Here is a 17,387-nt window from a genome sequence, read left to right on the forward strand (position 1 = left end):
ACGAAGGGAGTGACCGTGTTCCTGCGGCACAAGAAGCTTGACCTGCCCACCGCCGACACCGCCCTGCCGGGCCGGCTGATCTCGATGCCCGTCGCCGACCGCCACGAGGTGCTCGGCAACCCGCTGGAGGGTCCGTGGCCGGCCGGGTTCGAGGTCGCCGTCTTCGGGATGGGCTGTTTCTGGGGCGCCGAGCGCATCTTCTGGCGACTGCCGGGCGTCTGGTCCACCTCGGCGGGCTACGCGGGCGGTTTCACCGCCAACCCGACGTACGAGGAGGTGTGTTCCGGCACCACCGGCCACACCGAGGTCGTGCAGGTGGTCTACGACCCCGCCAAGATCAGCTATGAGCAGCTGCTGAAGGCGTTCTGGGAGAACCACAACCCGACCCAGGGCATGCGCCAGGGCAACGACGTCGGCACCCAGTACCGCTCCGCGATCTACACCACCACCGAGGCCCAGGCCTCGATCGCGCAGGCATCCCGGGCCGCCTTCCAGCCGGTGGTCACCAAGGCCCGGCTCGGCGACATCACCACCGAGATCCGGCCCCTCGGCCAGTACTACTTCGCCGAGGACTACCACCAGCAGTACCTGGCCCCCACCAAGAACCCCAACGGCTACTGCAACCACGGCCCCAACGGCCTCACCTGCCCGACCGGCGTCGCCAAGACCACCGACTGATCACTCGGTCAGCTTCGGATGTGATGGACCGGCTGCGACGATCCAGACGATCCGGCGGTCTGCATCTGGGCAGTACCAGATTCGGCCGCCGGCCGTCACCTCGTACTGCCATTGGTCGAGACGTTTGCCGCCGACCTCGCGATGCGCCAAGGGACCGTAGAGGCGATGCTGCCGCGCCGGATTTGTCGGCGCGGTAGGTCGTTCGGTGAGAACGATCCACGCCTCCCAGGTGTTCGACCGGGCCGTCTGACACAGGTGCTCCCAGCCCTTGGCGGCCTCGGACGTGGCGAATCGCGCCTCCCATCCGCCCGGTTTCCCAGGTGGGGCCACCCGATCGCACTGCGAGGCGTTGAGGCAGGTGGAAGCCGTGCCCGAAGGGCGGTGTTTTGCGGTAAACCGCAAGTGCAGATCGCGGCATTCACGCTGACGGGCGTAAAAAATCGACATGTCCCGAAATCCTGCCCACACTCGAAAGTGCGACAAAGCGGGAGGTGGATCATGTCACCGAGTTCTACCAATGAGGCGCGGTATTCCGGTTATCGCGACGGTTCCGAGCGCTTCCGCAACCCCGACGAGTACGAGGCCTGGGCGGCCGCCGAGGCCATGATGGAGCAGGCTCGGGCCATGATGCGGGAGGCCGAGAACGCGCTCGAGCTCTGGAAGACCGGCAAGGAGATGAACCGGTTGCGTTGCGAGCGCCGGGGCATCAGCCAGACCGACGCGGAGATCCGGTGGTCGGCGACGACGACCGCGAAGAACGCGATCACGAACAACAACTTCTACGTCTCGCTGGCGAGCATGTATTACGGCGCGGCAGCGGCGAACTATTCACGGGCGTTGTATTTACGCAGCCGCGCCTGAGCGCCGCAAACGACGTACCGGAAAATAAGCCGGCAAAGCGGAAGTCGCGGCCGGAGCCGGGAGAAACGGATCGGCCTAGCGGTCGGGGTTGGGCACGTCGTGCTCGGCGACCGTCGTGTTGTCCGGCCGCGGCGGCGCTGCCTGCGCGGCACTGCCCGGCGCGACGAGGGCCAGACCGAGGACCGCACCGGCCCCGATCAGCTTCAGCCCGGCGAGGGAGACCTGGCGACGTTCCGACTTCTCCATGAACAGCTCCTAAACCTGCGGCGGATCACCACGATGACAGCGCAACCTGAGGGATCGCTGTGTCAGAGCGCCTCGGACGGGCACCATTGATCGGGTGGAGACCGCGACCGAGACCGAACGCAAGTACGACGTACCCGAGACCTTCGAGCTTCCGGACCTGACCGTTGCCGCGGGCATCGCCCAGGTCGACGGCGCCGAGACCCACGACCTCGACGCCACGTACTTCGACACCGACGACCTGCGGTTGATGAAAAACCGTCGGACACTTCGGCGTCGATCCGGCGGCCACGACGCCGGCTGGCACCTGAAGACCCCGGCCGACGGCGACGGCCGCAAGGAGCACCGGATGCCGGACGCCGGCGACGAGGTGCCCGGCGAGCTGCGCGCCCTGGTCAGGACCATCGTGCGACGACGTCCGCTGGAGCCGGTGGCCCGGTTGCGGACCCACCGGGTGGAGACCCCGCTGCGCGACAAGAAGGGCCGCACGCTCGCACTGATCGCGCAGGACCAGGTCCGCGCCGAGTCCGGTGACGAGCGCAGCGCCTGGCAGGAGATCGAGGTCGAGCTGGTCGACGGCGACGAGAAGGTCCTCGACGCGGTCGAGAAAGTGCTGCTCGAGGCCGGCGCACGACCCGCCGCGGGCCCCTCCAAGGTTGCCCGGGCGCTCGCCGGCCGCCTTCAGGAAAAACCCGGCAAAATCAAGATCAACCCCGTTTCCCGGTACGCCCGTGAGCAGCGCGACGCCATCCTCGAACACGATCCGGCCGCCCGCCGCGGCGAGGAGGAGGCCGTGCACAAGATGCGCGTCGCGACCCGGCGGCTGCGCAGCACCCTGAAGAGCTTCCGCCGCTGGTTCCCGGAAGAGGAGACCGCCCCGCTCGGTGACGAGCTGCGCTGGCTGGCCGCGGTGCTCGGCGGCGTCCGCGACCCGCAGGTGCTGGAGGTGAAGCTGCTGGCCGGCGTCGAGGAGTCCGGCCCCGAGTTCATCCCCACGGCCCAGCGGATCCGGACCGCCCTGGAGCACCGCGTGGCCAAGGGCCGCCAGGAGCTGGAGGCCGCCCTCGCCTCGGACCGCTACCTCGACCTGCTGGACCGGATCGACGCGCTGGTCGACCGGCCGCTCCCGGACGCCGGCGACCCGGCCGAACGCGCCCGCAAGGTGCTCGGCAAGGCCGACGACCGGCTGGACACGGCGCTGGCCGACGGCGTCGACGAGGAGATCCACGACGCCCGCAAGAAGTACAAGCAGGCGCGGTACGCGGTCGAGGTGGTCGCTCCGGAGGCCGGGAAGACCGGCAAGCGACTGGTGAAGGCACTCACCGACCTGCAGGACGGGCTCGGCGCACACCAGGACTCGAGCATCGCCAGGGAAACACTGCGTGAAATCGGGCCGGACAGTTTCCACTTCGGCGTTCTCTACGGTCGACAGGAAGCGGTGGGTAAGGAGACGCTCATCGCTGTCCCCGCGCTGGTGCGGGCGTCGCGGCGCAAGAAGGTCCGTCGTTGGCTGGTGAAGGCGTGAGACATGAGCACTGAGATCGAGCGGTTCGAAGGGTTCGAAGAGGCGGCAACGCACCCCTATGCGGGGCCGATCGCCGAACTGACCGGGTATCGGGTGGTGGATGACGAGGACGACGATCCGCGGCTGCTGAAAGCCGACGGCAGCCCGGTGGACACGTGGCGGGAGGACTATCCGTACGGCGAACGGCTCTCCCGCCAGCAGTACGACCACCACAAACGGCTGCTCCAGATCGAGCTGCTGAAACTGCAGAACTGGTGCAAGGACACCGGCGAACGCCTGGTGATCCTCTTCGAGGGGCGGGACGCGGCCGGCAAGGGCGGCACGATCAAGCGCTTCATGGAGCACCTCAACCCCCGAGGCGCCTCCGTGGTCGCGCTGGAGAAGCCGAACCAGCGGGAGAGCACCCAGTGGTACTACCAGCGCTACATCAAGCACCTGCCGTCGGCCGGTGAGATCGTGCTGTTCGACCGGTCCTGGTACAACCGGGCCGGCGTCGAGCGCGTGATGGGCTTCTGCACCCGCCAGGAGTACCTGGAGTTCCTCCGGCAGACCCCGGAGCTGGAGCGCATGCTCACGCTCTCCGGCATCAACCTGGTCAAGTTCTGGTTCTCGGTCACCCAGCAGGAACAACACACCCGCTTCGCGATCCGCCAGGTCGACCCGGTCCGGCAGTGGAAGCTCTCCCCCATGGACCTCCAGTCCCTGGACAAGTGGGACGACTACACCGAGGCCAAGGAGGCGATGTTCTTCTACACCGACACCGCCGACGCACCCTGGACCGTGGTCAAGAGCAACGACAAGAAACGCGCCCGCCTGGAGGCGATGCGCCACGTCCTCAACCGCTTCGACTACACCGGCAAGGACGAGGAGGTGGTCGGCAGCCCCGATCCACTGATCGTCGGCCCGGCCTCTCTCGTGGTCGAGACCACCGAATCCGGGCCGCACGTATTCCCGCGGCTTTAGTGATTCAAAACCGTTGGCGCGTACGGCGGCGGGTGGTTAACGTGGCCGTACACGTGAAGGGAGGTGGTCCGAAGTTGTATAGCATCGGGACTCGTGAGGTGGCTGTCCGCTAGCCGCTGTCCTTGACAGCTTCGTTTCAGCGTCGAGACCGTGTGGCAGCGGCCGGCGAGTACCAGACAGCCACCCGACCCCCGGGGATCCGGCCTTGTCCGACCGGACCACGATCTTCTCGAAGACCGTGGAAGTCCCCGGGGGTCGCTTCATATGTACGGGGATGTCATGCGTGAGCTCGTCGTGCTGGGCACCGCCAGCCAGGTGCCGACCCGGCACCGCAACCACAACGGCTACCTGCTCCGCTTCGACGACGAGGTGATCCTCTTCGACCCGGGCGAAGGCACCCAGCGCCAACTACTGATGGCCGGCCTCCCGGTCACCCCGATCAAACGGATCTGCATCACGCACTTCCACGGCGACCACAGCCTCGGCCTGCCCGGCATCCTCCAGCGCATCTCCCTCGACCGCGTCCCGCACCCCGTGTCGGTCCACTACCCGGCCGGCGGCCAGGAGTTCTACGATCGGCTGCGGCACGCCACCAGCTACTGGGACAACGCCGACATCGTGCCGTCACCGGTCGGCGCTGGCTTCGCCGCCGAGACCTCGGCCGGGCGCCTCATGGCGCTGCCACTGAGGCATTCCATCGAGACGTACGGGTACCGCCTCACCGAACCCGACACCCGCCGCATGCTGCCCGAACTGCTGACCGCCCACGGCATCAGCGGACCCGCCGTCGGCGAACTACAACGAACCGGCCACCACGGCCCGGTCACCCTGGAACAGGTCAGCGCCGTCCGCCCCGGGCAGAGCATGGCCTTCATCATGGACACCGGCCTGTGCGACAACGTGTACACCCTGGCCCAGGACGTCGACCTGCTGGTGATCGAATCCACGTTCCTGGCCGAGGACGCCGGCATGGCCGCCCAGGTCGGCCACCTCACCGCCGGCCAGGCCGCAACAGTCGCCCGGGAATCACGGGCGCGGCATCTGGTGCTGACCCACTTCTCGCAGCGATACCCGGACGCGTCCCGCTTCCTCGACGAAGCCCGCAAAGAATTCGACGGGCCGATCACGGTGGCCGAAGACCTGCAGCGGGTGCCGTTCCCGGCACGCCGCTGAGCGGTTGAGGGGTCAGGCCCCTTCGTTACACCCCGAGCCGGCCGCGCTCAGGCCCGGGCCGGAGCTGGTTCCGCGCTCGTTCGGGGGACGCCGCTCGCGGTCGCGCTCGTTCGGGGGACGCCGCTCGCGGTCGCACCCGCTTGGGGGCCGCCGCCCGCGGTCGCACCCGCTTGGGGGCCGCCGCCCGCGGTCGCACCCGCTTGGGGGCCGCCGCCCGCGGCCGGAGAGGGCGGCCGTGTCGCCGCGCCGGCGGCAACGCTCTCCCGCGCTGGGAGCGGCCCCTTTCCGCGCCTGAGGGCCGGCCTCTCATCCGCGGTCGGGGCTCGCCGCGTGAGGGCAGACCCCGCCGCTCCCAAGGGGGCTGACCTCCCACGACCATTATCGCGGATTCGGCGCCGGGCTGCGGGGTGCCCTGTGGACAGAGCGCTGGTGTGGATAACTCGTTGGTCCCTCCGGAACGGGGCTAGCCTCGTGCGCATGGCTGTCCTGTTGCGCGCTGCCGCCGAGACCGATCCGATCGCTGTGGGGGCGTTGCACCAGCGGTCCCGCCTCGCGGCGTATTCAGGGTTTCTGCCCGCCGACGTCCTCGCCTCGCGGCCGGCGGAGGCGTTCGGTGAGTGGTGGGCCGAGCGCTGTCGATGGGAGCAGGACACCCACCGCATGACGATCGCTGAGGACGACGGCGAGGTGGTCGGTTTCAGCTACATCGGGCCCAGCGAGACCGAGGGGGCCGCCGAGCTCTACGCCATCCACGTCGAGCCGTCGCGGGTCGGCACCGGTGTCGGCCGCCGGTTGATGGTCCAGGCTCTGGCCGACCTTCCGTCGATCGGGGGCGACCGGGCCGTCCTCTGGGTTCTGCAGGAGAACCACACGGCCCGCACGTTCTATGAGAACGGCGGCTGGAAGCCCGACGGGGAAACCCGCACCGAGCCGATCAACGACATTCCGGTCCCCCAGCTTCGCTACACCCACCCGTTGTAGGCCCGGCTGGCGCTCACGGTCGACTCCGCGCCCCGACAACGACCCTCAACGCCAGCCGGCGTCGAGCGGACCGCGCTGGTGCTGGCGGCGCTGGAGCGGGCTGCGCTGGAGCGAGCGGCGGCGGAGCGAGCGGCGACGGCGGTGTTACTGGCAGCGCTGGAGCGAGCGGCGGCGCGGGAGCGGGCAGCGCTGGAGCGAGCGGCGACGGCGGCGGTGTTACTGGCGGCGCTGGTGCTGGCGGCGCTGGAGCGAGCGGCCGCGCTGGTCTTGGGAGGGCTGGGGCGGCTGAGGGCAACCCTCGACGCCCAGCCGGTGGGGACGACCGGGCTTGGAGCGACTCCCGGCTCGGAACGGCCTTCGGCAACTGGTGGACGGGTTTTGGGGTAAGCGCGACCAACCACGGACATCGCCCCGGAGGGGGTCGCGTTCTGGGCGCGCCAGCGCCCTGCGGCCCCCGGAGGGGTCCCCGCGGGAGCGACGGTCTGTACCCCGGCCAAGATAGGCAATGAAGAATTTGATCTTGATGGTTGGCGAGCGAGCCCGCCGCCAGGGGCGACGGGCTGCTGGTTGGGCGGGAACGCGTGACCGAGTGAATGCGGGGGAACCTGTGGTCACGCGCTCCCGCCAACCGCCCCGCATCAGAACCGGTGCGCCTGGCCGGAGGCGCGGATCAGCGGAGGCGTGCCGATCCGTGGTCCGGTTCAGAAGCGGGCTTGGGCGCGGGAATACCGGAGCGCTGGCGGGGCGCCCCGGCGTCACCGCCGGGAGACGTTCGCCGGGCCGGGAAGCCAAGGCTTGCCGGGGGACGGTCAAGCTCGTCGACGACGTCTGGGTCCGTGGGTCAGTCGGCGTACCTCCGATGATTGTGGTTCCGGCCGCGGTCGGTCATGGCGGCCGGCAGGCTGTTCAGGTCGTGGCGCAAGGTCCAGGCCTCGCGCCAGGGGCGGCGGGAGACCGCGTCGGCGCGTTCCGCGAGGCGGCGGGCCGAGCACGGCCAGTGCCATCCGCACCAGACGCAGTTTCCTCTGCGGTCGGCCGTGTTGTGCCGCCCGAGCATTGTCTGCGCGTCCCGCCACAGCAGGCGGTCCACGATGTCAGCGGGTGCCGCCTCTTCGACGTCGACCATCCCCTACCCCTTCGTCCGGTAGTGGCTCATAGCTCCGTCACGAGACATACAACCGCACCCGCCCACCCCCTGGTCGGACTGAGTGTGCGATTGCGGCGACTATCCGTAACCGCTGATGTCCACTGTGCTCCCGCGGCCGTGTTCGCCGTCGGCGGACGATTCACCGGCATCGACGGCCACCCGCTCGTTGTTGACCTGGTCATGAACACCGGAGAATCCGAGGCTCTCGATGCCTACAGCCGCATCGTCACCGGTGTGGCCAGTCGCCTCCTGCCCTCGGTGGCGGCTCTTTCGATGCGCGGCGGCGCCGGTTCCGCGGTCACTTTCACCGATGACGGTTTCCTGCTGACCAACGCGCACGTGGTGGCCGGCGCCACCACCGGTTCGGCGTCGTTCGCGGACGGCGTCGACACCCCGTTCGACGTGGTCGGCGCGGACGCGCTCTCCGACCTGGCCGTGGTCCGGGTGCATCATCCGGGCGCACCGGCGGCACCGCTGGGCGACGCCGACGAGCTGCGGATCGGCCAGCTGGTGGTGGCCGTCGGGAATCCGATGGGGCTGGCCGGTTCGGTGACCGCCGGCGTGGTGTCCGGGCTGGGCCGTTCGCTGCCGGCCCGGGACGGCCGCCGGGTCCGGATCATCGACAACGTCATCCAGACCGACGCGGCCCTCAATCCCGGCAATTCGGGCGGTGCGCTGGCCGATTCGACCGGTCACGTCGTCGGCATCAACACCGCGGTCGCCGGGTACGGCCTGGGCCTGGCCGTGCCGATCAACGGGACCACCCGGTCGATCGTCGGCGAGCTGGTGGCCACCGGACGGGTCCGGCGCGCGTGGCTCGGTGTGGCCGGGATTCCCGTGCCGCTCCCGCCGCACCTGGCCACCCGCCTCGGCCAGAGGCAGGGCCTGCGGGTCGTCGAGGTGGTGCCCGACAGTCCGGCCGGGCTGGCCGGTGTCTACCTGGGCGACGTGCTGGTGACCGCGGCCGGGCGGCCGGTCAGTTCGGTGCAGGAGTTGCAGCGCCTGATGCTCGGCCCGGCGATCGGCGTCGATCTGCCGATCACCCTGCTGCGGAGGAATGCGCTGGTCGACGTCGTGGCCCTCCCCACCGAGCTGCGGTGAGGAGTACCTTGCCCGGGTGATCTTCAAGCGAAGGCGGAAGACCGATCCGGGTACGGCGATAGAGGCGTTCTGGACGTGGTGGGCCACCGCCCGCCCGCGCGCCGAACGTCTGATCGCCGGCGACTCCGACGACGCGCTGGTGCACGACCTCAGCCAGGCCGTGTCGGCGATCCACCCGGAGCTGCAGTGGGAGTTCACGGCCGGTTCGTCGTCGGAGAACCTGCTGGTGGTCAGCGCGGCCGGCGATCCGGAGCTGCGGGCGCTGGCCGAGCGGTGGCGGCGGGCCGGGCCGGCGCCGGACGGCGTCTTCGGCTACGCGTCGGCCCGTCAGGGCAGCCCGGACGCGCTGGAGGGCCGGCTCTCCATCGCCGGTCACGAGCTCGAACTGGCCGAGCTGCGGTTCACCGCCGAGGAGGACGAGGACCTGGACTGCGTGCACGTGGGTGTCTGGCATCCGGCGTTCCCGTCGATGCCGGACGGCGCCCGGGACCAGGTCGCGTTCCTGTCGCTGGACTGGCTGCTCGGTGAGGACGTCGTCGAGGTGTGGGTGGGGCGGATCCAGGCGCTCCCGGTGGCCGGGGCGCCGCTGACCGGGGCCCGGCTGGCCGCGCTGGTCACCGAACTGATCCCGGACGAGCCGCGCTGGCGGACCATGTCCGGCGAGATCGACGGGAAGCCGGTCATCGCGCTGGCGCAGACGCATCTGTCGCCGGCCCGGTGGCCCGGGTACGACCTGCACATCCGGCTGGACGTGCCGTACCGGGCACGGGACGAGCACGGCTTCCCGGACCAGCCGACGCTCGACGCGCTCTACGCTCTGGAGGATCACGTCAGCGCGCACGCGGACGGGGCGGTCGTGGTCGCGCACGAGACGTCGGACGGGGTGCGCAGCACGCACCTGTACGCCGATCGTCCCGCCGCGACGCACGCCCTGGAGCCGTTGATCGCGGGCTGGCAGGACGGGCGTGTCCGCATGACGGTCACGCCCGACCCACGCTGGGAACAGGTCGCCCACCTGGAGCCCTAGCTCAGGTGGGTGAGCAGGTCCTGCCTGGTCAGGACGCCGGCGGGCTTGCCGTCGACCAGGACCATCGCGGCGTCCGACTTCTCCAGCAGCGCCACCGCCTCGCTCACCGGCTCGCCGCCGCCGATCATCGGCAGGGAGTCGCCCATGTGCCGCTCGATCGTGTCGTGCAGGTGGGCCTGGCCGGTGAAGAGCGCGTCCATCAGCGCCTTCTCCGAGATCGAGCCGGCCACCTCGCCGGTGACGACCGGGGGCTCGGCCTTGAGGACGGGGAGCTGGCTGACCCCGTACTCCCGCATGTAGTCGATCGCGTCGCGGACGGTCTCGGTCGGGTGGACGTGGACCAGCGGCGGGATCTCGGGGCCCTTGGCGGCGAGCGCGTCGGCGACGGTCGGGGCGTCTCCGGGCGTACGCAGGAAGCCGTACCGAGCCATCCACCGGTCGTTGAAGATCTTGGAAAGGTAGCCGCGTCCGCCGTCCGGCAGCAGCACCACGATCACGTCGTCCGGGCCGGCCTTGCGGGCCACCTCCAGCGCCGCCACCACGGCCATCCCGCACGAGCCGCCGACCAGCAGGCCCTCCTCGCGGGCCAGGCGGCGGGTCATCTCGAACGAGTCCGAGTCGCTGACCTCGATGACCTCGTCGGTCACCGAGGTGTCGTAGGCGGTCGGCCAGAAGTCCTCGCCGACACCCTCCACCAGGTACGGCCGCCCGGTGCCCCCGGAGTAGACCGAACCCTCCGGGTCGGCGCCGATGACGCGCACCGAGCCCTGCTCCTTGAGGTAGCGCCCGACGCCGCTGATCGTCCCGCCGGTGCCGACCCCGGCGACGAAATGGGTGATCTTCCCGTCGGTCTGCTCCCAGAGTTCCGGGCCGGTCTGCTCGTAGTGCGACCGCGGGTTCGCCGGGTTGCTGTACTGATCCGGCTTCCACGCGCCCGGGATGTCCCGGGTCAGCTGGTCGGAGACGTTGTAGTAGGAACGCGGGTCCTCCGGCGCGACCGCGGTCGGGCAGACCACGACCTCGGCACCGTAGGCCCGCAGCACGTTCTGCTTGTCCTCGCTGACCTTGTCCGGGCAGACGAAGACACACTTGTAGCCCCGCCGCTGCGCCACCAGGGCCAGACCGACCCCGGTGTTGCCGCTGGTCGGCTCGACGATCGTGCCGCCGGGCTTGAGCAGCCCCGCGGCCTCCGCGTCCTCGACCATCCGCAGGGCGATCCGGTCCTTGACCGAACCTCCGGGATTCATGTATTCGACCTTGGCCAGCACGGTGGCACTGATGCCCTCGGTCACGCTGTTGAGTCGTACCAGCGGGGTGTTGCCGATGATCTCGACCACGTTGTCGTAATAGCGCACGCTTCAGCCTACGACGGCGGGCTTCACCAGCTTCTCCCACTCCAGGAACCGCTCGGTCTCGGCCAGGACCGTCCCGGCCAGCCAGGTCACCGCGACGGCGTCATCGACAAGACCGAAAACCCAGAGAAAGGCTTCCGGTACGGCGTCGATCGGCGAGATGACGTACGCCGCCGCGAACGCCATGAGGGCGACGCGCATACCGCCGTCATACTCCCCCTTGACCGTCGCCTTCAGCATCCGTGGCAGCGCCGCGAGCCGCTTGCTCAGCGAGGGACCGCCCCGGGCGCCGGACATCAGCGCCTTGCCGAGCGCGGTGAACGCCGCCGCGCGTTTCAGAGTTTTGGCCATGTGTGTTCCCCTTTCCGCCACCCAAGCATGACCTGGGTCCGCCATGATTGCCTCCCACAGACCGTCGCGGCGGCGGATTGGCCTCTCGCGGTGGCGCGTTAGCCTCGAATCCCGATATCAGGTGCCGATCTAGGCCGTGCCGGACCGCTCCCCACCACCCCGGGGAAGCGTCAGCCGGGCCGGATGGTTCCCTTCGGAAGACAGCGAGGGAGACTGTGAACAGCACCGTCATCCACTTTCGTGGATTGAGCTCAGAGGATCGGCAACGAATCCGTACGGCCGGCCGCATCGCCGGCTCGGTCACCGGCGCGCTCGCCGGTGTGACCGCCATCTCGGCCGGTCTTCTGCTCCGGCAGGCCGCCGACGCCCGCCGGATCATCCCGATGGCCGAGGCGCCCCCGCCCCGCGGCGACGGCGTCTACGGCGCGAAATTCCACGGCAAGCCGCTCAACCTGGTCATCCTCGGCGACTCGTCGGCGGCCGGCTACGGCGTGCACCGGCCGAGGGAGACGCCCGGCGCGCTCTTCGCCACCGGCATCTCCCGCCGCCTGCACCGGCCGGTCAGCCTCCGCCGGTTCGCCGTCGTCGGCTGCGTCTCGTCCGGCCTGCCCTGGCAGGTCGACGCCGCACTGGAACTGGCACCGGAGCTCGCGATCATCCTGATCGGCGGCAACGACGTCACCCACGTCTCGGCCCGCGCCGAGGCGGTCCGGCACCTCGGCGACGCCGTGCGCCGGCTGCGCGAGGCCGGCTGCAAGGTGGTCGTCGGCACCTGCCCGGACATCGGCGCCATCCAGCCGATCAAGCCGCCGCTGCGCTGGCTGGCCCGGCGCTGGAGCCGTCAGCTGGCCGCCGCGCAGACCGTCGCCGTGGTCGGCGCCGGCGGGCGCACGGTGTCGCTGGGCAACCTGCTCGGGCCGATGTTCGAGGCCGACCCGGCGCGGATGTTCGGCTCCGACCGTTTCCACCCGTCGGCGGAGGGCTACGCGCGGGCGGCGGCCGTGATGATGCCGACCGTGATGGCCGCGCTCGGTGAGGACGATCGCCCGCCCGTGCCGGTCGCCGAGGGGATGCGCAGTCTGCCCGAGGCGGCCGACGAGGCGGTCCGCGCGCCGGGGACCGAGGTCAGCCCGGTCCGGGCCGGTGGGCGGTGGGCCCAGTTGCGGCGGCACCCGTGGTTCGGGGAGTCGCGGCACTGGTTCAGCCACCACGGGCACTCCGAGCATCCGGGCGCCTCGGACACGGTGCCGGTCACCGGGTGAGCTTTTCTCATGCGCGGCCCGGCCCGGGCCGCGCATCGGGGAGCCGGTCGGGTCCGGGCAGCGCGGCGCATGCGGTCCGGGCCGTAGGGTAGAAGACAGAAGGATCATCGGAGTCGGGCGGGACGCAGGGAGGCGAGAGATGGCTGGGCTGCCGGAACGACTGACCAAGGCCGCGGCCACGAGCCTGCTCGCCGGCGCACTGGGCGGTGCCGCCCTGATCGCCGGTGAGGTGCTGGCCGCCAAGGCCCGCCGCTACGCCAAGCCGACCATGGGCCTGGCTTTGCGCACGTCGATGGGCCCACTCAGCGCCCCGCCGCTGCGGCTGGTGCTGCTCGGCGACTCGGCCGCGGTCGGTGTCGGCGTGGAGTGGCTGTCCGACACGGTCGGCGGGCAGCTGGCCCGCCTGGTCGCGGACGGCACCCCGGAGACCGGGCAGCGGCACGTGCTGCTCTCCAGCGTCGGTGTGGCCGGCTCCCGCTCGTCCGACCTGTCCACCCAGGTGGCCCGGGCCCTGCTCGGCACGAAACCGGATGTGGCCGTCGTCCTGATCGGCTCGCAGGACGCGACCTCGGTCCGGGCGCCCGAGGAGGCGGCCGGTCATCTCGGTCAGGCGGTCCGGCGGTTGCGCGCGGCCGGTGTCCAGGTGGTCGTCGGCACCTGCCCCGATCTGGGGGCGATGCGCTCGATGGCCCCGCCGTTGCGGCAGATCGCCGGGCTGGTCGGCCGGCGCATCGGGCGGGCGCAGAACAGGGCGGTGACCGAGGCCGGCGGCGTGGTGGTCGACCTGGCCGCGGAGACCGGCGCGGTGTTCCGGGCCGACGCGGGGACGCTCTGCTACGACGGCTTCCACCCGTCCGCGGACGGGTATCGGGTATGGGCGCATGCGCTTTATCCGGCAGTAGCCAAGGCCGCCATGACCGGAGTATGAAATTCCGATTTAGGGTGGTGGGCGGGGCGGTTGGAGGGGTGTGACGAATCCACACTTCCGACAATGTTACCCGTGGGTAAACTGGCCGTATGCCGGAAGCTGTCATCGTTGCCACTGCCCGCTCCCCGATCGGCCGCGCCCACAAGGGCTCGCTGAAGGAACTGCGCCCCGACGACCTCACCGCCACCATCGTCGACGCCGCGCTGAACAAGGTGCCCGAGCTCGATCGCACCCTCATCGAGGACCTCTACCTCGGTTGTGGCCTGCCCGGCGGTGAGCAGGGCTTCAACATGGCCCGCGTGGTCGCCACCAAGCTCGGCCTGGACGGCCTGCCCGGCGCCACCATCACGCGCTACTGCTCGTCGTCGCTGCAGACCACCCGGATGGCGTTCCACGCGATCAAGGCCGGCGAGGGCGACATCTTCGTCTCGGCCGGTGTGGAGACGGTGTCCCGCTTCGCCCGCGGCAGCTCCGACGGCCTGCCCTCGGCCGCGCAGGCGCTGGTCGGCGGCGGCTGGCAGAACCCGGTCTTCGACGAGGCCCAGGCCCGCACCGTCTCCTCCGCGGCGAACGGTGGCGTCTGGCACGACCCGCGTGAGGACGGCCTGCTCCCCGACATCTACATCGGGATGGGCTACACGGCGGAGAACCTGGCGCAGATCAAGAACGTCACTCGCGAAGAGATGGACGAATTCGGCGTACGGTCGCAGAACCTCGCCGAGAAGGCCATCGCCAACGGGTTCTGGGAGCGGGAGATCACGCCCGTCACCCTGCCCGACGGCACCGTGGTGTCGAAGGACGACGGCCCCCGCCCCGGCGTCAGCCTGGACGCGGTCTCCCAGCTCAAGCCGGTCTTCCGCCCCGACGGCCGGGTCACCGCGGGCAACTGCTGCCCGCTCAACGACGGCGCCGCGGCGGTCGTCATCATGAGCGACACCAAGGCCCGCGAGCTGGGCCTCACCCCGCTCGCGCGGATCGTCTCCACCGGCGTCACCGCCCTCTCCCCGGAGATCATGGGCCTGGGCCCGGTCGAGGCGTCGAAGCAGGCCCTCAAGCGCGCCGGCATGACCATCGACGACGTCGACCTGGTCGAGATCAACGAGGCGTTCGCGGCGCAGGTCATCCCGTCGTACAAGGACCTGGGCATCCCGCTGGACAAGCTGAACGTGAACGGCGGCGCGATCGCCGTCGGCCACCCGTTCGGCATGACCGGCGCCCGCATCACCGGCACCCTGATCAACTCGCTGAACTGGCACGACAAGTCCATCGGCCTCGAGACGATGTGCGTCGGCGGCGGCCAGGGCATGGCCCTGGTCCTCGAACGCCTCAGCTGACCTGATCCTCACGACACGGACGGGCCCGCCCCGTCCGTGTCTTCACATCCGGAGCCCGGCCCCGGCTGCTGATCGACCAGGTCGGACGGCGTCGGGGCGTCGCGGTACGCTCGCCGGATGTCCGACTTCGCGGTGGCGATCGACCGCCTGCTCACTCAGGTCCGGCACTGGGAAGAGACCCGCTGGAAGGCGTCGGCCGGATCACGATCAAAGGCCGATCTCGCGTACGGGCTGGTCCAGCGTCTGGCCGACCTGGGTGCGGAAGCCGAGAACCACCCGCCGCGCGAAGTCCCCCGGGTCCACGACCTGGTCCTGCCCGACCAGTTGCGGGTGGTCGCCGACGACCTGCTGGCCGCCGCCCCGTCCGACGCCGTCCTGACCCGGGCCGCCACCGCCGTCGAAGAGGTCCGCTTCACCATCTGAGCCCCGGACTCGGTCAGCGGCGCTCGCGGCCGGTCACCCGGCCGGCATCTCGACCAGGGGCAGGCTGAGGCTCGTCAGCCCCTCGACGGGTCGGAATCCGGCCGCCTCGTAGAGTCCGAGCGCGGGCCCGTTCCCCGGCTCGGTCTGCAGCGACACCCGCACGGCACCGGCCTCGCGCGCCTCGGTGACGACCTGGTCGAGCAGCGCCCGCCCCACACCGCCGCGGCGCCCTCCGGGCCGGACGAACAGGTCCCGTACGACCCAGAACTCCCCCAGCCGCAGCGAGGCCGGCATCACCGCGCTGGTCAGAAACCCGGCCCCCACGCCGTCGAGCTCCGCCACCGATGCACGAAGCCGCCCGGCCCGCAGCTGACCCGCCAGCCACGCTTCGGTCCGTGCGGGTTCGCTCTCCTCCCCGTAGTGCACCCGGTACTCGTCGAAGAGCCCCACCAACCACCCGAACCCGGCGTCCCCCGCCCGCACCCGCGAAACCCTCAGCCCCACCCGCCCAGCCTCCACTCTCAGTTCCTCCCCACCACAATCCGGCCGCACTCAGGGTTGCGGTCCGGGCTGTCAAAGCCCGCTCAGATCGCTCTTGCCCTGTTCTCAGCTGGTGCTCACGGCTGTTCCCGGGCCGGATGACGACCGTGAGCACCAGCCGGCTTGCGGGAGGCGCGGCTGGGGCTTGAGCGGCGGCGGGGGTCGCGTGGGTCCTTTTGAGCGGGACCACCCGCGGACGTCGCCCTGGAGGGCTTCGCGTTCTGGCCGCGCCAGCGGCCTGCGGAGCCCGGAAGGGTCCCCGCGGGAGCGACGATCTGGACCACAGCGGAGATAGGACATGAAGATCTTGAATTTGATCTTGATTAAGCAGTCCGGAAGAGCTGCTTGATATCTGACAAATAACGTATTTCGCCATTCAATGCCGGGGCTGGCCCGGCCGGAGGAAATGATCATGCGGGCTGGCTGGCGAAGAAAGCACAAAGGCCACCCGACAGGAATGCGAAACCAGCGGGAAAGGCGAGGCCAGAGGGAAAGCGGGCCCGGGATGGGGGAAAGGGCGACGCCCGGACCGCGGGAGCGGGCCGGGCGTCGAGGTGAAGCGGGGGAGCAACGCCCGGTCCGCGGGGAGGCAGGCCGGGCGTTGCGGTGCGAACGCTCTGACGAACCGTCAGTCGTCGCCCTGGAGATAGCTGAGCAGGCGCAGGATCTCGATGTAGAGCCAGACCAGGCCGACCAGGATGCCGAACGCGGCGGTCCACGAATACTTCCGCGGGAGGCCGGCGCGGACGCCCTCCTCGATCTCGTTGAAGTTGAGGATGAAGCTGAGCGAGGCGACGACGATGCAGACCAGGCTGAAGATGTAGCCGAGCGGGCCGTTGTCGCGCAGGCCGGTGTTGACGTCGAAGAGGGCCAGCACGAAGTTGATCAGCATGACCATGAACAGGCCGCTGATGGCGCCGATCATGATGCGGGTGAACTTCGGGGTGGCGCGGATGACGCGGGCCCGGTAGAGCGCGGCCATCAGGAAGAAGACGCCGAAGGTGGCGACGACCGCCTGGAGGACGATGCCCTGATAACCCAGAATGTCCTGGTAGGCCTTGCTGACCATGCCGACGAACACGCCCTCGACCACCGCGTAGGCGATGACGAGCGCCGGGCTGGCGATGCGCATGAACGAGATGACCAGACCGAGCACGAGGCCGACGACCGCGGCGCCGATCCAGGCGCTGAGGGTCAGCTCGAACGGGATCAGGTTCCACGCGGCGATCGCGGAGATGCCGGTGATGCCGAGCAGAGTGACCGTTTTGACGACGACGTCGTCGACGGTCATCGGCTGCACGGCGGGCGGGGCGGCGGGGTAACCCTCAGCGGTCGGGTACGGCTGACCGTAACCCGGCTGACCGTAACCCGCGCCGGCCGGCCCGTATGGCCCGTACCCGGCCGTCCGCTCCCGCTCGGCCGCCTGGCCGAGGCGCGAGAGCACCGGGTTAGAAGTCTTCACTGTGTCCAGCCTCCCTTGGCACGTCAGAATGCCTGT

The 17,387-nt window shown here is 70.3% G+C and carries 19 protein-coding genes; 12 read left to right on the forward strand and 7 right to left on the reverse strand.

The window, feature by feature from the left end; genetic code table 11:
* The first annotated feature begins 15 nt into the window (after window positions 1-15).
* The gene (gene msrA, locus ACSHV8_RS37150) at window positions 16-678 is read left to right on the forward strand and encodes a peptide-methionine (S)-S-oxide reductase MsrA (protein WP_436523683.1); all 663 of its coding nucleotides are present in this window, start codon (window positions 16-18) and stop codon (window positions 676-678) included.
* On the opposite strand, the gene ACSHV8_RS37155 is transcribed toward msrA, so the two are convergent.
* Complete coding sequence (locus ACSHV8_RS37155) at window positions 679-1,125, reverse strand: hypothetical protein (protein WP_436523685.1); 447 nt, start codon at window positions 1,123-1,125, stop codon at window positions 679-681.
* 51 nt (window positions 1,126-1,176) lie between these two features.
* Between ACSHV8_RS37155 and ACSHV8_RS37160 the strand changes: the two genes are divergently transcribed.
* Complete coding sequence (locus ACSHV8_RS37160) at window positions 1,177-1,539, forward strand: hypothetical protein (protein ID WP_436523687.1); 363 nt, start codon at window positions 1,177-1,179, stop codon at window positions 1,537-1,539.
* Between the two features lie 75 nt (window positions 1,540-1,614).
* Here the strand turns inward: ACSHV8_RS37160 and ACSHV8_RS37165 are convergent, their stop codons facing one another.
* Window positions 1,615-1,785, reverse strand: a complete 171-nt coding sequence (locus ACSHV8_RS37165; RefSeq protein ID WP_436523689.1) for a hypothetical protein — start codon at window positions 1,783-1,785, stop codon at window positions 1,615-1,617.
* Window positions 1,786-1,879: 94 nt separating this feature from the next.
* Here ACSHV8_RS37165 and ACSHV8_RS37170 point away from each other — a divergent pair, with 94 nt between their 5' ends.
* The 4 genes from ACSHV8_RS37170 (at window position 1,880) to ACSHV8_RS37185 (ending at window position 6,424) form a co-directional block, all read left to right on the forward strand.
* On the forward strand, window positions 1,880-3,307 hold the full coding sequence (locus tag ACSHV8_RS37170) for a CHAD domain-containing protein (RefSeq protein WP_436523691.1): 1,428 nt from the start codon (window positions 1,880-1,882) through the stop codon (window positions 3,305-3,307).
* A 3-nt stretch (window positions 3,308-3,310) separates the two neighbouring features.
* The gene (ppk2, locus tag ACSHV8_RS37175; RefSeq protein ID WP_436523693.1) at window positions 3,311-4,270 is read left to right on the forward strand and encodes a polyphosphate kinase 2; all 960 of its coding nucleotides are present in this window, start codon (window positions 3,311-3,313) and stop codon (window positions 4,268-4,270) included.
* 279 nt (window positions 4,271-4,549) lie between these two features.
* Window positions 4,550-5,443, forward strand: coding sequence for a ribonuclease Z (locus tag ACSHV8_RS37180; RefSeq protein WP_436523695.1), 894 nt, complete (start codon window positions 4,550-4,552; stop codon window positions 5,441-5,443).
* 477 nt (window positions 5,444-5,920) lie between these two features.
* Window positions 5,921-6,424, forward strand: a complete 504-nt coding sequence (locus ACSHV8_RS37185) for an N-acetyltransferase family protein (protein ID WP_436523697.1) — start codon at window positions 5,921-5,923, stop codon at window positions 6,422-6,424.
* A gap of 841 nt (window positions 6,425-7,265) precedes the next feature.
* Here the strand turns inward: ACSHV8_RS37185 and ACSHV8_RS37190 are convergent.
* Window positions 7,266-7,550 carry a hypothetical protein gene (locus tag ACSHV8_RS37190; protein ID WP_436523699.1) on the reverse strand — a complete coding sequence of 95 codons (285 nt, stop codon included), beginning with the start codon at window positions 7,548-7,550 and terminating at the stop codon, window positions 7,266-7,268.
* 138 nt (window positions 7,551-7,688) lie between these two features.
* Here ACSHV8_RS37190 and ACSHV8_RS37195 point away from each other — a divergent pair, with 138 nt between their 5' ends.
* Together ACSHV8_RS37195 and ACSHV8_RS37200 are read left to right on the forward strand one after the other, a co-directional pair.
* Window positions 7,689-8,672 (forward strand): S1C family serine protease, encoded by a 984-nt coding sequence (locus ACSHV8_RS37195; RefSeq protein WP_436523701.1) that lies wholly within the window; start codon window positions 7,689-7,691, stop codon window positions 8,670-8,672.
* Window positions 8,673-8,688: 16 nt separating this feature from the next.
* Window positions 8,689-9,699, forward strand: coding sequence for a DUF695 domain-containing protein (locus ACSHV8_RS37200; RefSeq protein WP_436523703.1), 1,011 nt, complete (start codon window positions 8,689-8,691; stop codon window positions 9,697-9,699).
* On the opposite strand, the gene ACSHV8_RS37205 is transcribed toward ACSHV8_RS37200, so the two are convergent.
* Together ACSHV8_RS37205 and ACSHV8_RS37210 are read right to left on the reverse strand one after the other, a co-directional pair.
* Entirely contained in the window at window positions 9,696-11,054 is a 1,359-nt protein-coding gene (locus ACSHV8_RS37205; protein ID WP_436523705.1) for a cystathionine beta-synthase, read from the reverse strand. The two genes, ACSHV8_RS37200 and ACSHV8_RS37205, sit on opposite strands and share 4 nt — an antisense overlap.
* 3 nt (window positions 11,055-11,057) lie before the next feature.
* Window positions 11,058-11,402: a YkvA family protein gene (locus ACSHV8_RS37210; RefSeq protein ID WP_436523708.1), complete on the reverse strand. Its 345-nt coding sequence runs from the start codon at window positions 11,400-11,402 to the stop codon at window positions 11,058-11,060.
* 245 nt (window positions 11,403-11,647) lie between these two features.
* Here ACSHV8_RS37210 and ACSHV8_RS37215 point away from each other — a divergent pair, with 245 nt between their 5' ends.
* The 4 genes from ACSHV8_RS37215 (at window position 11,648) to ACSHV8_RS37230 (ending at window position 15,349) form a co-directional block, all read left to right on the forward strand.
* Entirely contained in the window at window positions 11,648-12,664 is a 1,017-nt protein-coding gene (locus ACSHV8_RS37215) for an SGNH/GDSL hydrolase family protein (protein WP_436523710.1), read from the forward strand.
* 139 nt (window positions 12,665-12,803) lie between these two features.
* Entirely contained in the window at window positions 12,804-13,592 is a 789-nt protein-coding gene (locus ACSHV8_RS37220; protein WP_436523712.1) for an SGNH/GDSL hydrolase family protein, read from the forward strand.
* Window positions 13,593-13,681: 89 nt separating this feature from the next.
* The gene (locus ACSHV8_RS37225) at window positions 13,682-14,926 is read left to right on the forward strand and encodes an acetyl-CoA C-acetyltransferase (protein WP_436523714.1); all 1,245 of its coding nucleotides are present in this window, start codon (window positions 13,682-13,684) and stop codon (window positions 14,924-14,926) included.
* A 117-nt stretch (window positions 14,927-15,043) separates the two neighbouring features.
* Complete coding sequence (locus ACSHV8_RS37230; RefSeq protein WP_436523716.1) at window positions 15,044-15,349, forward strand: hypothetical protein; 306 nt, start codon at window positions 15,044-15,046, stop codon at window positions 15,347-15,349.
* Window positions 15,350-15,382: 33 nt separating this feature from the next.
* Here ACSHV8_RS37230 and ACSHV8_RS37235 read toward each other — a convergent pair whose 3' ends face one another.
* Together ACSHV8_RS37235 and ACSHV8_RS37240 are read right to left on the reverse strand one after the other, a co-directional pair.
* A complete protein-coding gene (locus ACSHV8_RS37235; RefSeq protein WP_436523718.1) occupies window positions 15,383-15,832 on the reverse strand; it encodes a GNAT family N-acetyltransferase in 450 nt (149 codons plus the stop codon).
* A 685-nt stretch (window positions 15,833-16,517) separates the two neighbouring features.
* Window positions 16,518-17,351, reverse strand: coding sequence for a Bax inhibitor-1/YccA family protein (locus ACSHV8_RS37240; protein WP_436523720.1), 834 nt, complete (start codon window positions 17,349-17,351; stop codon window positions 16,518-16,520).
* Window positions 17,352-17,387 lie beyond the last annotated feature (36 nt).

The sequence above is a fragment of the Actinoplanes sp. HUAS TT8 genome (genome assembly GCF_051380535.1).
Lineage (GTDB): Bacteria > Actinomycetota > Actinomycetes > Mycobacteriales > Micromonosporaceae > Actinoplanes.

Excerpts from the sequence above, each read along its gene's own strand:
- ACSHV8_RS37180 (WP_436523695.1), top strand. The coding sequence starts at position 4,550 with ATGCGTGAGCTCGTCGTGCTGGGCACCGCCAGCCAGGTGCCGACCCGG.
- ACSHV8_RS37155 (WP_436523685.1), bottom strand. The coding sequence starts at position 1,125 with ATGTCGATTTTTTACGCCCGTCAGCGTGAATGCCGCGATCTGCACTTG.
- ACSHV8_RS37210 (WP_436523708.1), bottom strand. The coding sequence starts at position 11,402 with ATGGCCAAAACTCTGAAACGCGCGGCGGCGTTCACCGCGCTCGGCAAG.
- ACSHV8_RS37220 (WP_436523712.1), top strand. The coding sequence starts at position 12,804 with ATGGCTGGGCTGCCGGAACGACTGACCAAGGCCGCGGCCACGAGCCTG.
- ACSHV8_RS37160 (WP_436523687.1), top strand. The coding sequence starts at position 1,177 with ATGTCACCGAGTTCTACCAATGAGGCGCGGTATTCCGGTTATCGCGAC.
- ACSHV8_RS37165 (WP_436523689.1), bottom strand. The coding sequence starts at position 1,785 with ATGGAGAAGTCGGAACGTCGCCAGGTCTCCCTCGCCGGGCTGAAGCTG.
- ACSHV8_RS37185 (WP_436523697.1), top strand. The coding sequence starts at position 5,921 with ATGGCTGTCCTGTTGCGCGCTGCCGCCGAGACCGATCCGATCGCTGTG.
- ACSHV8_RS37225 (WP_436523714.1), top strand. The coding sequence starts at position 13,682 with ATGCCGGAAGCTGTCATCGTTGCCACTGCCCGCTCCCCGATCGGCCGC.
- ACSHV8_RS37190 (WP_436523699.1), bottom strand. The coding sequence starts at position 7,550 with ATGGTCGACGTCGAAGAGGCGGCACCCGCTGACATCGTGGACCGCCTG.
- ppk2 (WP_436523693.1), top strand. The coding sequence starts at position 3,311 with ATGAGCACTGAGATCGAGCGGTTCGAAGGGTTCGAAGAGGCGGCAACG.
- ACSHV8_RS37230 (WP_436523716.1), top strand. The coding sequence starts at position 15,044 with ATGTCCGACTTCGCGGTGGCGATCGACCGCCTGCTCACTCAGGTCCGG.